The sequence below is a fragment of the Engelhardtia mirabilis genome (genome assembly GCF_007748095.1).
In the GTDB taxonomy this organism is placed as follows: domain Bacteria; phylum Planctomycetota; class UBA1135; order UBA1135.
The window spans coordinates 5,246,153-5,260,868 of the sequence record NZ_CP036287.1; the positions used below are offsets into that span (position 1 = coordinate 5,246,153).

Sequence of the window (14,716 nt, forward strand, 5' to 3'; positions counted from 1 at the left end):
TCATGAGCTCCCTTCACCAGCAGCACTTAGCCGAAGCCGTCGTACCAATGGGGAAGAGTAGATAAGCCGATCGTCCGATTAGTACCGGTAAGCTCAACACGTCACCGTGCTTACACCGCCGGCCTATCAACCTGGTAGTCTCCCAGGGGACTGATAGGGATGACTCGTCTTGGAGAGGGCTTCGCGCTTAGATGCATTCAGCGCTTATCCGTTCCGACCGTAGCTACCCAGCTGTACCACTAGCGTGATAACTGGCGCACCAGAGGGTCGTCCACCCCAATCCTCTCGTACTAGGGGCAAACCTCCTCAGTCATCCTACACCCACGCCAGATAGGGACCGACCTGTCTCACGACGGTCTAAACCCAGCTCACGTGCCGCTTTAATTGGCGAACAGCCAAACCCTTGGGACCGCCTTCAGCCCCAGGATGCGACGAGCCGACATCGAGGTGCCAAACCTCCCCGTCGATATGAACTCTTGGGGGAGATCAGCCTGTTATCCCCGGAGTACCTTTTATCTGATGAGCGACGGCCCTTCCACTCGGAATCCGCCGGATCACTAGGACCTACTTTCGTATCTGCTCGAGGTATATCTCTTGCAGTCAGGCACACTTATACCCTTGCGCTCTTTGCGTGATTGCTAACCACGCTGAGTGTACCATCGCGCTCCTCCGTTACTCTTTCGGAGGAGACCGCCCCAGCCAAACTACCCACCTGACACTGTTCGCGACCCAGATTCATGGTATCGCGTTAGAGACCTATCATGCAGAGAGTGGTATTTCACTAATGACTCCACCAGGCCCAAGAGCCCAGCTTCAACGTCTCCCACCTATGCTACGCACTACATGACAAGCCCCAATATCAGGCTGCAGTAAAGGTTCACGGGGTCTTTCCGTCTTGGCGCGGGAACGTGGCATCTTCACCACGGCTACAATTTCGCCGAGTCTGCTGTCGAGACAGTGTCCCAGTCATTACGCCTTTCGTGCGGGTCGGAACTTACCCGACAAGGAACTTCGCTACCTTAGGACCGTCATAGTTACGGCCGCCATTCACCGGGGCTTCGATTCAGAGCTTCGCCGAAGCTAACCCCTCCTCTTAACCTACCGGCATTGGGCAGGCGTCAGTCTGTATACAGCGTCTTTAAGACTTAGCACAGACCTGTGTTTTTAGTAAACAGTTGCCAGGACCATTTCTCTGCGGCCCCCTAGCGCTTCATCCGCGAAGGACTACACGCCGGGGGGCAACCCTTATCCCTAAGTTACGGGTTAATTTTGCCGAGTTCCTTGACAGCAGTTCTCTCGAGCGCCTTAGGATTCTCACCCCACCCACCTGTGTCGGTTTTGGTACGGACACCAGAGTCACTCCCTAGAGGTTTTTCTTGGCGGTCAGTCCAGTAACTTCGCTCTTATGAGCTCGGCATCACCTCTGGGATTCCGCATGCGGATTTGCCTACATGCCACCCTCGGGCTTACACGCACATGTCTGACAGTGCGATTACTTTTCCTCCCGCGTCACCCCATTGGTCAAACGCGATCTGGTGGTACAGGAATATTAACCTGTAATCCATCGGCTACGCCTTTCGGCCTCGCCTTAGGGTCCGACTAACCCTGGGCGGATTTACCGTGCCCAGGAACCCTTGGGTTTACGGCGAGCAGGATTCTCACCTGCTTTATCGCTACTTATTCCGGCATAATCACTTCCTGCACGTCCAGGTGTCGTTACCGTCACCCTTCACTCATGCGGAACGCTCCCCTACCCCTGCATGAAGCACACGTCTTCACACAAGCCACGGCTTCGGTTGAGTGCTTGAGTCCCGTTCATTTTCGGCGCAAAGCCTCTCGACCAGTGAGCTATTACGCACTCTTTAAATGATGGCTGCTTCTAAGCCAACATCCTGGATGTCTTCGAGACTTCACTTCCTTTACTACACTTAGCACTCATTGGGGACCTTAGCCGGTGGTCTGGGTTGTTTCCCTCTCGTCCACGGACCTTATCGCCCATAGACTGACTCCCTGGATACGGTCAATGGTATTCGGAGTTTGATTGAGTAGGGTACCTCGAAAGGCCCCTATCCCATTCAGTAGCTCTACCCCCATTGACTATTACCAGAGGCTAGCCCGAAAGCTATTTCGGGGAGAACCAGCTATCTGCGAGTTTGATTAGCCTTTCACTCCAATCCACAGGTCATCGGAACAGTTTTCAACCTATACCCGTTCGGCCCTCCACGGACTGTTACATCCGCTTCAGCCTGCCCATGGATAGATCACTCGCTTTCGGGTCTACTCCGCTCGACTCATGTCGCGCTATTCACACTCGGTTTCCCTTCGGCTCCGGACCTGAGGCCCTTAACCTTGCCGAACAGAGTAACTCGCCGGATCATTATGCAAAAGGCACGCCGTCAGCCATTGCCCCGAGGGGCCATAGGCCTTCGACCGCTTGTAAGTACATGGTTTCAGGTACTATTTCACTCCCCTAACAGGGGTACTTTTCACCTTTCGCTCACGCTACTATTGCGCTATCGGTCGTTCAGACGTACTTAGCCTTACGGGGTGGTCCCCGCTGATTCACACCAGGTTTCACGTGTCTGGCGCTACTCGGGATCTTCACGAGAGGCTATTCGTTTTCGGTTACGGGGCTGTCACCCTCTGCGGCCGGCCTTCCCATGCCGTTCTCCTAACGAATAACTTTGTAACTCTCTTGGGCTGTTGCGCTCGCCCTGTGAATCCCACGACCCCGATGAAGCAACGATCGCACTCTTGACACTTCATCGGTTTAGGCTCTTCCCCGTTCGCTCGCCGCTACTGAGGGAGTCGAGGTTTCTTTCCTTTCCTGCAGGTACTTAGATGTTTCAGTTCCCTGCGTTCCCGTCGCTTACGCGACACCAGAGGACTAGCTCTGGTCGGTTTCCCGATCTCGGACATCTCCGGGTCAAAGCCTGCTTAGCGGCTCACCGAAGCTTATCGCAGCTTAGCCACGTCCTTCGTCGGCGCTGAACGCCTAGGCATCCGCCATGTACTCTTCGTAGCTTATCCACGCTCTTGTTTACTCGTGGTTCTGCCACGCGCCACCTCACCTTGTTTTCAAAGAACCGTCCAGGCGAAATCCCACTCGGGGGTCGCTTGGACGTGACTCACCACTCGCCGATCTTGGATCGAACACTCGAGACAGCCCAGTTCAGGAGGCCGAGCCGGTCTCTTCGCCGCCGGTATGGTGGAGGCGAAGGGATTCGAACCCATGACCGCCTGGTTGCAAACCAGGTGCTCTACCAACTGAGCTACGCCCCCGGTCAGCGACAGCCAAAAGGCAGCCTCCAGCTCGGGACGACCAGGCGGTTCAACATCCATCGGAAGCGGCCACCGGGGTGGTGGGCCTGACTGGACTTGAACCAGTGACCTCCCGCTTATCAGGCGGACGCTCTAACCAACTGAGCTACAGGCCCGAGGTGGTAGACGACGCTAGCGTCGCTTCTGGCGTGGACAGCAGTTGCTGCCCACAAGCGACGCTTGCCTACACTCCGGGCGAGTGGTGTGGAAGGGGTGACCTCGATCCCGCGCGAACAATCCTATGCTCATCTCCCACCTAAGTGGAAGATCTAACTTTTCCGTTAGAAAGGAGGTGATCCAGCCGCAGGTTCCCCTACGGCTACCTTGTTACGACTTAGTCCCAGTCACGAGGCTTGCTTTCGGCGTCGCCCTCCCGAGGGTTAGGCATAACGACTTCGAGCACTCCTCGCTTCCGTGGCTTGACGGGCAGTGTGTACAAGGCTCAGGAACATATTCACCGCGTCATGGCTGATACGCGATTACTAGCGATTCCGGCTTCATGCAGGCGAATTGCAGCCTGCAATCCGAACTGGGGCCTGCTTTCTGGGATTGCCTCCACCTTGCGGTCTCGGTACCCTCTGTACAGGCCATTGTAGCACGTGTGTAGCCCTGGCCATAAGGGCCATGATGACTTGACGTCGTCCCCACCTTCCTCCGCCTTGACAGCGGCAGTCTCGCTAGAGTCCCCAGCATTACCTGTTGGCAACTAACGATAGGGGTTGCGCTCGTTACGGGACTTAACCCAACATCTCACGACACGAGCTGACGACAGCCATGCAACACCTGTGCATGTTCCTGCTCCCGAAGGAGCCGTTACTCCGCTTTCACGAAGCTAATCCATGCATGTCAAGGCCAGGTAAGGTTCTTCGCGTTGCTTCGAATTAAACCACATGCTCCACCGCTTGTGTGAGCCCCCGTCAATTCCTTTGAGTTTTACCCTTGCGAGCGTACTCCCCAGGCGGGGCACTTAACACATTAGCTCCGGCAGGGAAAACCATAGGTGTTCCCCCTACCTAGTGCCCATCGTTTACGGCTAGGACTACCGGGGTATCTAATCCCGTTCGCTACCCTAGCTTTCGCACCTCAGCGTCAGTGATGGTCCAGTGAGCCGCTTTCGCCACCGGTGTTCCTCCAGATATCTACGCATTTCACCGCTCCACCTGGAGTTCCACTCACCCCAACCATCCTCGAGCCCGCCAGTATCCGATGCAGTTCCACGGTTGAGCCGTGGCATTTCACATCGGACTTAACGGGCCGCCTACGTGCGCTTTATGCCCAGTGATTCCGAACAACGTTTGCACCCTCCGTCTTACCGCGGCTGCTGGCACGGAGTTAGCCGGTGCTTCCTCTCGCTTTGGTCAGGCTCCGAAGAGCTGTTCCTATAGCGTGACAGTAGTTTACAACCCGAGGGCCTTCATCCTACACGCGGTGTCGCTCCGTCAGGCTTTCGCCCATTGCGGAAGATTCTCGACTGCAGCCTCCCGTAGGAGTCTGGGCAGTGTCTCAGTCCCAGTGTGACGGATCATCCTCTCAGACCCGCTAGCCATCATCGCCTTGGTAGGCCATTACCCCACCAACAAGCTAATAGCCCGCAATCCCCTCCCTGAGCAGCGGACCGTTTACTAGCGCAGAGATGCCTCCGCGCCAGACCATCCGGCATTACCCACCGTTTCCAGTGGCTATTCCAGTCTCAGGGGTAGGTTGATTACGTGTTACTCACCCGTTCGCCGCTTTACTCACCCGAAGGCTTTCACGCGCGACTTGCATGCCTAATCCACACCGCCAACGTTCGTTCTGAGCCAGGATCAAACCCTTCAAGAAGGTTTCGTTCTGACTTTTTGGAGTGGGTCGCCAGTCATCGGTCGGCATTTCTGCCGCCTCTGCTGATCGACCCTCTTATTGCTCGCTTAGGATCGAGGTCACCTTGTTTTCAAAGAACCGGTCGGCGCACTTCTCTCTCGAGATGCATCGACCGTTGTGGGGTCCCGGGCGACGGTGGCGTGAGCCACTGTGGCCTTCCTGACTTGGCCTCGCTCGGCACCCCGTGGGGGCCGTTCGGAGCCTGGTGGGCCGCGCTGGTGAGCGCTGCGCCGCGTGTCAGGGAGGGGAGATAGTAGGGATCGCGGCCGGTGGGTCAACCTCGTGGAGGGGAAAAAGGGGCAGGCTCTGATCAGATTCCATAAAGCGCTGCCCGCGCTTGGCTTAGATCGTGGCGTTACTCGCCCATTCGCGGGCTGGATGCCCGAGACGTCCTTTCGGGGGGGCACTCCGGGGGTACTCCGGAGGCCTCGTTCTCCCCTTCCGCCATCAGCCGGGCGCCAACCGGGGGACGACAGGCTTGGGTCGGGTTGCAGTGGGAGAGCTTCTGGGCGATTGCCTCGCGCCGGTAAAGGCATGCAGAGCAGACGTTTATAATGGCCGCGTGGGTGCTGCCGGAGGCCGGATTCCGGCTCGGAATGGCCCCCGAACGCCGGAGGGGCGAGTCGCGCCCACGCGCGACCCGCCCCTCGATGGCCACATTCTGGGGCGACCTCAGGGTCGGACCAGGATCTCCGCCCCCATGGGGAGGATCTCGAACAGGAGCTCGACTCGGTCGTTGACCATGCGCACGCACCCCTCGCTGGAGGCGGTCCCGATGCTCTGTGGTTCCCAGGTCCCGTGGAAGCCGTAGCTGGTGTCGTCGGCCTCTCCGGGGACTCGCCAGCCGATCCAGCGGGTACCGAGGGGGTTCTTGGGATCGCCGTAAGGGACCGGCTCCTGCCCGCGGCGCCACCACGGCGGTTCGGGGATCTTCTGCCCCGCCTCGAAGGTGCCGAGGATCGTCTCCGCCCCCTCGCGCCCGACCCCCACATGAAAGGACTCCACGACCTCGTTGCCGATGAAGTAGAGCATCCATCGCGCGCCCACATCGACCAAGACGCTGACGGGTTCGACGGGGATTCGCAGGGTCTGCCCCTCGCGCAGGTAGTCGTCGAACTCCATGCCGTTCGAGCGCGCGATGAGGCCCGTCGAGAGGTGCAGGTCGGGATGATCTGCGAGCACGCGCTTGCGGATAGCGACGAGGCTGTCGCCCTGACGCACTTGAACGTCGATCGACTCCCAGTCGCCTTGCGGATCCCAGCGGTGTCGTCGCTCCGCGGCGTGCAGCGTGTTCGACCATTCGGTCAGAGACTGCACAGAAGGGTCCCATTCGGCATCTAGCTCCATTTGGAGCACCCGCCCGATGAGCACGCTCGCCTCGCCGTAACGCCCAGCATCGAGTGCGTGCTCCGCCGCGGCCGCGTGCAGTCGCATGTCCATCGCACGCTCGAGGGGTGACACGTCAGCCGCGTCGGGCAACGGGAAGGCGACGGCTCCGAGCGAGGCCGCGACGAGCTGCTTCATACGCGACGGTACGGCGCCACTCTCGGCGATGGCCAGCGCGCGTTGCTCCGCAGCTGCTCGCTCGCCGCCGAGCGCTTCCGTGAAAGCGCGCACCGCGTTGGCACTTGCCGCATCGAGCTGACTCGAGGCGAGCTGCAGCGCCCGCTGGTCGGCGCCGTGTGCCAGGGCTGCTGCGACCTCCACTTCCCGCGATGCTGCCTCGGCCGCTTCGACCGAGGCGCGCGAGAAGGGGCTGCTCTCGACCTGGTCGAGTCGCGGGGCCGCCCCCTCCCTGGCCCTCATCTGGCCACCGGTCCCCGACCCCTCAGAGCGCGGTGGGCGCCCGTCGGCTGGCGCTGGCCCAGGAGCCGCGCGCGTCGGTCTCGCGCGATTGCCGCCCGGGTCCTCGACCCCCACGACGGCCGCTTGGGCTCCCGCGCCGAGCCCTTCGGGACCGGCAGCCTGGGTGGAGGGGAAGAGCTTCAGGAACGCCCAGACGGCGGCTCCCGACAGGATCAGGACGACCAGAATGCGCATGAGGTGCGGCTTGGGTCGGAGTTCGCCCTCCGCGAGGTCGCGGGCCGCCGATCCTCGCGGACGGGCGGCGTTGGCCCTAGGGGCCCCTGGGCGGTCGAGAACAGTGAGAGAGATGGAAGAACCCGGCCGTGCCGTGTCGGCTCGGCCCTGAACCTCTCGGTTCAGGTGGGCCCGACACCGCGCGGGGTTGCCGCGCTAGTCGAGGTGGGCCCAGATCGCGCACATTAGGAACAGGGGCTTCGACCGATACACCTGCGCGGCCAGGTGGGCTTCCGGCCTCAATCTAGCCCCCCTCTCCGGGGGAGAGAAGCTGCAGAGGCCCTCGATCCCTGCGTCGAGCGTCGATTCGTCCTAAACCGCCCGAGGAGCCGGGTTCGCAACCGATCCGCACCTTGGGCGCGGATGCGGCGCTACCACTCCTGGCTGCGGATGCGGTCGGTGATGCGCTCTGCGAGCTCGAGGGCCCGACGACCGTCGCGACCGTCGACCTCGTGCTCGGTGCCGTCCCGTACCGCACGCAGGAATGCGTCGAGTTCCGCCTGGAGCGGCTGCTGCTCGCCCGCCAGCTCCAGCTCCTCCATCTCGAGCAACCCCTGCTCCACCACGTCGATACGGCCGGCCATGGCACCCTCCGCGAGCGCCGCGAGGCTGGCTCGGTCCGAGGACCAGTTGGGGCCCTTGCGAACCACCAGGCCGTAGTTCTTGGTGAAGTCGAGGCTCACGTAGCTATCCGGGCCGAACATCCGGTAGCGCCGCATGGGTGAGAGGGACACGCGACTCGCCGTGAGGCTGGCCCGCGCACCGTTCTCGAAGATCAGCCGGACGGAGGCGATGTCCTCGTGCTCGGTCAGGATCCGCCCCCCGGTGGCGTCGAAGTCGACCACCTGGGATCCGACGGCGTCGAGGACCAGGTCGAGGTCGTGGATCATCAGGTCGTGCACCACCCCCACCTCGCTGCTGCGCAGGCTGAAGGCCGTCAGGCGGTGCGACTCGATGAAACGCGGCGCCAAGCCCATTTCGCGCACCCGCCGCAACCCGGGCTGGAAGCGCTCCACGTGCCCGACCGCCACTGCCGCACCCGAGCGCTCGGCCGCCGCCAGAATCGCGTCGGCGCTGGCCAGGGACTCGGCCAGGGGCTTCTCGACCAGACAGGGGATCCCCCGCTCGAGCAGCGGCACGGCCACCGCGGCATGGGCGGGTGTCGAGACCACGACGCTCGCGGCGTCCAGGTCCCCGGGTAGTTCCGAGATGTCGGCTGCCGCCACACATCCCAACTCCCGGGCCAGGGCCTCGGCCCGCTTCACATCGAGATCGACGATCGCAACCAGCTCCGCTCCCGGATGGGCGGCATAGATCCGGCTGTGGAACGTGCCGAGATGTCCACCGCCGACGACCGCAACCCGCAGGGGTCGCCCCTCCCACGCGAACTCGGGATGACTCAATCGCCCAGCCCCGCCGTCGTTTCGCCGAGGATCCGAGCCCGGCCGAGGCGGCTGAACTCATCCCGCAGCGTCTCCCGGTAGCGGCCCCTCTGCGAGGTCGCCGTGAGCCTGAGCGCTTCGACCAGCCGCAGCACCTGCGGGTCGTCGGACATGTCGGCCAGGCGATCGAGTGCCTCCCCGCGGGTCCCGGTGGCCCTGTAGATGTCCTTGAAGGCCTCGCGCAGGGCTCGCACGTTGGCCTCGTCGATGCCCGCGCGCTGCAGCCCGATGCTGTTGACGCCCCGCACGCGACTCGGGTGGCCCTCGACGATCATGAAGGGCGGGATGTCGTGGATCATGCGGGTCATTCCGCCCACGTAGGAGTAGGCGCCGATGGTCACGAAGTGGTGCGCCGCTGCAGCTCCGGAGATGTTGGCGCGCAGCTCCACCTTGACGTGTCCGGCGAGCAGCGAGTTGTTGCCCATGATCACGTGGTCGTCGAGGTCGCAGTCGTGGGCCACGTGGCAGCAGGCCATCAGCAGGCAGTCGGAGCCGATGCGCGTGTAGCCGCCACCCTTGACCGTGCCGCGGTTGATCGTGACGAACTCGCGAATCGTGTTGCGGTCGCCGATGTGCAGGCAGGTCGCCTCTCCACGGTAGGAGAAGTCCTGCGGCGCGGTCCCCAGGGATGCCTGACCGAAGATCACGTTGTGATCGCCGATCACGGTCACGCCGCTGATGTTGACCTTGGGCCCGATGATGTTGTCCACACCGATCGTCGCCAGCCCCTCGATCGCGACCTGGGGTCCGATCTCGGTTCGATCGCCGATCCGGGTCCCGGGCGCAATCACGCAGTAGGGGCCGATCTTGACCTCCTCGCCGAGCTCCACCCCCTCGCCGAGGATCGCCGTTTCGTGGACTTGGGTACTCATGGGTGTGCGCGCTCAGGCGTCGATCATGGTGAAGGTCAGAACGGCCTCGGAGACCGTCTTGCCAGCCACCGAAGCGGTTCCGCGCACCTGGGCGATCTCGCCCTTCATGCGCGTCGTCTCGACCTCCAGCCGCAGTTGGTCTCCGGGTACGACCCGCCCGCGGAGCTTGACCTTGTCGATAGCCCACAGGGCTGCGAGTTTGCCGGTGTTCTCCATCTTGCGGAGGATCAGAACGCCGGCCAGTTGGGCCATGGCCTCCAGCTGCAGGACCCCGGGCATGATCGGCGCATCGGGGAAGTGACCTACGAAGAAGGGCTCGTTGATGGACACGTTCTTGATGGCTACCGCCCGGCTGTAGCCGTCGATCTCCAACACTCGATCGATCAGCAGGAAGGGATAGCGATGCGGCAGCATCTTCATCACCTCGCTGATGTCGAGCCCAGACTCGCGCGTGATGAAGCCGCCCGTCTCGAGCTTCTGCATCCGGTCTTGGAGGCGGCGAACCAGCTCGGCGTTGAGAGCGTGTCCGGATCGCGTGGCGATCACGTGGGCATGCAGCTCCGCACCCAAGAGGTGTAGGTCCCCCAAGAGGTCGAGCAGCTTGTGCCGCACCGGCTCGTCGGCCACCCGCATGGTCGCCTCCGGATCACCGAGCACCACGGTGTTCTCGCGCGTAGCGCCCTTGCCCAGCCCGGCTGCCTGCAGTGCCTCGACCTCGCTGGCCAGGCAGAAGGTCCGAGCGGGCGCGATGTCGCGCACGAAGCTCTCGGCGTCGACGCGACAGGTGATCGAGCCGCCGCTGACCCCGGGCTCGTTGAACGAGGCCACGTACTGGAGGGTCAGGCTCGGCTCGTCGGAGGGCAGGGCCACCAGGGTCGCGTCGCCCTCGCGAACGTAGATCGGCTCGTCCAGCCGGAAGACCCGGGCCGGACTGCGTTGCTCGGCGAAGCCGGCGCGCTGCAACAACTCCACGAAGGGCAGGCTGGAGCCGTCCATGCCCGGCATCTCCTGACCCGACAACTCGACGACGAGGTTGTCCACCTGCAGGCCGGAACAGGCCGCCAACAGGTGCTCGACCGTGTCGACCTGCGCGGAACCGCGCTGAAGTCGCGTGCGCCGCTCCTTGGGCGAGCGGTAGGCGATATGGGCCGGAATGGGCGGAGCGTCGGAGAGGTCGGTGCGGATGAACTCGACCCCCGTCCCGGGCGGTGCCGGGAGCACCCGGGCATCGATCCGCTCGCCCGAGTGGAGCCCGATGCCCGAGAACTCGACAGCCGTCTTGAGGGTGCGTTGGAGCCTCATTCGCCCGCCTCCTGACGGTCCAAACGAGCTTCGAGCATTCGCATTCGCTCCATCAGGCGGTCCACTCGGCCGGGAACGCCCAACCGGCGCATGCTCTCGGTACGCGGCCGCGCGGGCGTTCCGGCGTAGTCGCCGGGGACCAGGAGGTCGCCGAAGACGCCGGCCCCGCCGCCTACGCGCACGCCCGAGGCGATCTCCACATGCCCACCAATGCCCGCCTGGCCGGCGACGATCACCATGTCTCCCAACCTGGTCGAGCCCGCGATCCCCGACTGGGAGACGAGCAGCACCGAGCGCCCCAGCTCGACGTTGTGGGCCACCTGCACAAGGTTGTCGATCTTCGACCCCTGGCCGATGCGGGTCTGACCGAAGCGCGCCCGGTCGATCGTCGTGTTCGCGCCGATCTCGACGTCGTCCTCGACGGCGACCGTACCGACCTGCGGCACCTTGACCCAGCCCTGGGCCGTGGGATCGAACCCGAAGCCATCGGAACCGATCACTGCTCCCGCATGGATCAGGCAGCGATCGCCGACCGTCGTGCCCGCGTAGAGGGTCACATTGGGCTCGACCACCGTGTCGTGTCCCAGGCTGCAATCGACCCCGACGAAGACCTGGGCCCGCAGCACGGTGCGGGCGCCTACCGTGGCCCCGGCTTCGACCACGCACCCCGGACCGACAGTCGCGGTGGGGTCGATGGTCGCCGAGGGATCGACGGTCGCAGCCGGGTGAATCCCCGGCACAGGCGCCGGCCGAGGCTCGACGAAGGCTTGGATCACGGCCGTGAAGGCCCGGCCGGGGTCGTCCACCCGCAGCAAGTTGAGATCGGCGCGATCGACCTGAAGCGACCGGCCGACCAGCACGGCCGCCGCCCGCGTGGACTCGAGTCCGGCCGCATACTTCGGGTGCCCCAAGAAGCTGACCTGGTCCGGCCCGGCCGTCGCCAGGGATGCGGGACCGGTGACGACGAGGGTGCCGTCGCCGTGGAGGTCGGCGCCGCAGAGCTCGGCGATCTCGGAGAGGGAGCGGGCGGACATGGGTTGGAAGGGCGGGCCTGGAGGATGGCAGCCACCGGACCGAGCCGCGTCAGGATAGGGCAGCCCGCCGCGGCGATCTAGCGCCCGAGGTCAGGCAACACGGGCCTGGCAGGCGGCTCAGGGGCGGCGAGCCGGGCAAGGCTCGAGGCCCCCGCCCGGTCGAGGCAACCCGGCCAGGTCTGCTCGACCCAGCCCGGTCAGATGAAGAAGTTGAGCGAGAAGACCCGCTCCAGGTCCTCGTCCTGCGCGCGCACCGGGAACCCGAAGCTGAGCGTGATGGGGATCGGCACCAGGACCCCGAAGGTGAAGCCCGCCGACACTCGCAGCTCGTTGGGATCGAGCTGGAACTCGTCCGGGTCGAGGATCGCCGCGTCGACGAAGGTGCCGATACGAAGCACGTCACGCTCCTCGAGGGTGCCGGGGATCGGTTGACGCACCAGCGGGTAGTAGACGTCGAGGCTGCCGGCCACGTAAGTCTCGCCACCGATCGAGAAGCCGTCGTCGATCGGGCCGACGCCCCGCAGGGCAAAGCCGCGCATCAGCGACGACCCGCCCAGGAAGAAGCGCTGACTGAATGGCACGTTGTCGGTGTCGCCGTAGGTCTGCGCGACCCCCGCCCGCGTGCGCACCCGGTAACCCCAGGTCGACTCGATCGGATCGAATCGCCCGTACTTCTCGAACAGCCCCGTGAGCTCCGACCAATCACCGTCGCTGCCCCACAGGTTGCTGTAGACCTTCAGGTTGCCCTGGGTCAGGAAGCCGAAGTCCGGCTGCAACGCGCGGTTCGAACGACCGTAGCGCATGCCGAGGGTGACCGCGTTGTAGGTGTTGTGACCCTGCTCGTCGCCCAAGAGGTCCGGCACGCCCAGCGGGTCGGTGATCGACGGCTCGCCGCCCGTGGCCAGGTCATCGATCAGCACCTCGTCCGCGCTGAAGCCGATCGACACCCGGGTGTCCTGGGTCAGCGCGCGGGTGAGGTCCAAGGACCAGTAGTCATGCCGCTCCGTGTGACTGGAGTAGGACCGCAGGCGCCGGCCGAGACTCGCGCTGAGACCGATGCGGTCGTAGTGCCGCGCGAAGAGGTCCGGCTCGGTGAACGAGATCTGGTAGGTCGATTCCTCGGTACCCGGACTGGCGAACAGGTTGAAGGTCTGCCCCGCACCGCGCAGGGCCCTGCCCGAGTAGATGTCCGAGAAGGGGCTGTTCCAGGAGGGCGGCCGGCTGATGTCGAAGTTGTTGAACGACAACCCGATGCTCGCGGCGCCGCCGCTGTCGGCGCCGTACTGGATCCCGAAGTCCACCTGGATCAGGTCACCTTCCTCGACGATGAACTCGAGATCCTTGTAGTTGGGCTCCTCGGTGGCGACGAACTGGTAGATCGGCTCCGGATGGTTCGCGATGTTGAAGCGCGTCGAGAAGTACCCCGTCGAGCGAATGCGCTGCAGGGACCGGTCGATCTCGACCAGATCGGCCACATCGCCCGGCTGGATCGAGATGCGTGAGCGCAGCACGCGATCGCGGGTGGACGCGTTTCCGGTCAGCCGCACTTCGCGGATGAACTGCTCGCGACCCTGGGCCAAGCGGTAGACCACGTCCACCGTGCTGGTCTCGAGGTCGTAGTTGAGTTCCGGAGGCAGGAAGCGCCAGCGGTCGCCCAGGGGCATGGTCCGATGGGCCACGTGCCCATCGCGCCCATAGCGGTCGCGGAGCGCGCGCTGGTCGATGTCGATCAGCAGTTGGCTGTAGGTCGCCCCCGTCTTCAGCTCACAGAGCTCGAGCAGCTCGTCCTCGGGGATCAGCAGCTCGGTCGGAACCGTCCGCAGGCGCGTGCCGGTCGGGTCGAGTTGCTCGTCGTAACCTTCGATGCGGACGGACCCGACCGTGAACTGCGCCCCTTCGTCGACGCGCAAGTGGATCGTCACCCAGTCGCGCCCCTCGTTGAACTCCAGTTGTTCGAGCTGCACCACCGCATCCAGGTAGCCCTCTCGACGGTAGGCCTCACGGATGGCGATCAGGTCGGCCTCTAGCACGTTGCGATCGAAGGCCTTGCCGAACAGGCCGAAGAAGACCGGAGCACGCAACTGGGGCCGGGCCTCGGCCCGCAGACCCTCGCGCCAGAAAAGGAAACCCCGGTCGGGCAGCGATTCGTTGCCGTGGATGACGAGGTCCTCGACGCAGACCAGGGGCCCCTCATCGATCTCGAAGACGACGTCGATACGCCCCTCCCCCAGGTCTCGCTCGACGGCCCGGACGACGGCGAAGTGGTAGCCCTCGCGCGTGTAGGCCTCCTCCAGGGCGCGCTGTACCCGCGGGATCTCGAATTGGTAGAGCTCGCCCCCCTCGGCCAGGTCGGCCCACTCGAGCAGGTCGCGGGTGTCCACGCGCTCGTTGCCCTCGAAGCGCGGGGTGAAGTCGAAGGGCACCTCGGTCACGTCGATCCGCAGGCGCACGCCGTTCTCGAGCTCCTGCCGACTGACCTCGGCACGCACGCCGAAGGTTCGCCAGAGCACCTCGATGCCACGGGCGATCATCGACTCGTCGTAGGGCGCGCCGACCTTCTGGGCGAAGGCGGCTCGAATCTGATCGGCGGAGACTCGGCGGTGCCCGTAGACGTCGATCGCTACCACCGCGGGCACGACCTGGGGCTGCGCTGCCGCTTGCCCCTGGAGTCCGTCGGAGGGCGGAACCTGCACGGCGACGGCCATGGCCGGAGTACCCAAGAGGCCCAGGCACGCCAGGGCCCGTGCCGCGCCGCGATCGAGTCGGAGGAACCTCATGGACGAGTCGGGGCCAGCGCGGACATGCG

6 protein-coding genes, 2 tRNA genes and 2 rRNA genes are annotated in these 14,716 nt (G+C 64.1%); all 10 read right to left on the reverse strand.

What is annotated here, in order from left to right; all coding sequences use genetic code 11:
- Positions 1–57: 57 nt before the first annotated feature.
- The 10 genes from Pla133_RS19345 to Pla133_RS19390 all read right to left on the reverse strand — a co-directional run bounded on the left by Pla133_RS19345 (position 58) and on the right by Pla133_RS19390 (position 14,687).
- Positions 58–3,030 (reverse strand): 23S ribosomal RNA (locus tag Pla133_RS19345).
- 176 nt (positions 3,031–3,206) lie between these two features.
- Positions 3,207–3,282: transfer RNA gene (locus Pla133_RS19350), tRNA-Ala, on the reverse strand.
- A 78-nt stretch (positions 3,283–3,360) separates the two neighbouring features.
- Positions 3,361–3,437: transfer RNA gene (locus Pla133_RS19355), tRNA-Ile, on the reverse strand.
- 169 nt (positions 3,438–3,606) lie between these two features.
- Positions 3,607–5,142: ribosomal RNA gene (locus tag Pla133_RS19360) — 16S ribosomal RNA — on the reverse strand.
- Together the 16S and 23S rRNA genes with 2 tRNA genes alongside form the textbook arrangement of a ribosomal RNA operon.
- A 711-nt stretch (positions 5,143–5,853) precedes the next feature.
- Positions 5,854–6,987 carry a L,D-transpeptidase family protein gene (locus tag Pla133_RS19365; protein ID WP_419191739.1) on the reverse strand — a complete coding sequence of 378 codons (1,134 nt, stop codon included), beginning with the start codon at positions 6,985–6,987 and terminating at the stop codon, positions 5,854–5,856.
- Between the two features lie 644 nt (positions 6,988–7,631).
- Positions 7,632–8,663 (reverse strand): Gfo/Idh/MocA family protein, encoded by a 1,032-nt coding sequence (locus Pla133_RS19370; RefSeq protein ID WP_145068276.1) that lies wholly within the window; start codon positions 8,661–8,663, stop codon positions 7,632–7,634.
- Positions 8,660–9,574, reverse strand: coding sequence for an acyl-ACP--UDP-N-acetylglucosamine O-acyltransferase (lpxA, locus tag Pla133_RS19375; RefSeq protein WP_145068278.1), 915 nt, complete (start codon positions 9,572–9,574; stop codon positions 8,660–8,662). Before lpxA ends, Pla133_RS19370 begins: the two co-directional genes overlap by 4 nt.
- A 12-nt stretch (positions 9,575–9,586) precedes the next feature.
- The gene (lpxC, locus tag Pla133_RS19380; protein ID WP_145068281.1) at positions 9,587–10,876 is read right to left on the reverse strand and encodes a UDP-3-O-acyl-N-acetylglucosamine deacetylase; all 1,290 of its coding nucleotides are present in this window, start codon (positions 10,874–10,876) and stop codon (positions 9,587–9,589) included.
- Positions 10,873–11,910 (reverse strand): UDP-3-O-(3-hydroxymyristoyl)glucosamine N-acyltransferase, encoded by a 1,038-nt coding sequence (lpxD, locus tag Pla133_RS19385; protein ID WP_145068283.1) that lies wholly within the window; start codon positions 11,908–11,910, stop codon positions 10,873–10,875. The genes lpxC and lpxD overlap by 4 nt, the downstream gene beginning before the upstream one ends.
- Before the next feature lie 197 nt (positions 11,911–12,107).
- A complete protein-coding gene (locus Pla133_RS19390; protein WP_145068285.1) occupies positions 12,108–14,687 on the reverse strand; it encodes a BamA/OMP85 family outer membrane protein in 2,580 nt (859 codons plus the stop codon).
- Positions 14,688–14,716 lie beyond the last annotated feature (29 nt).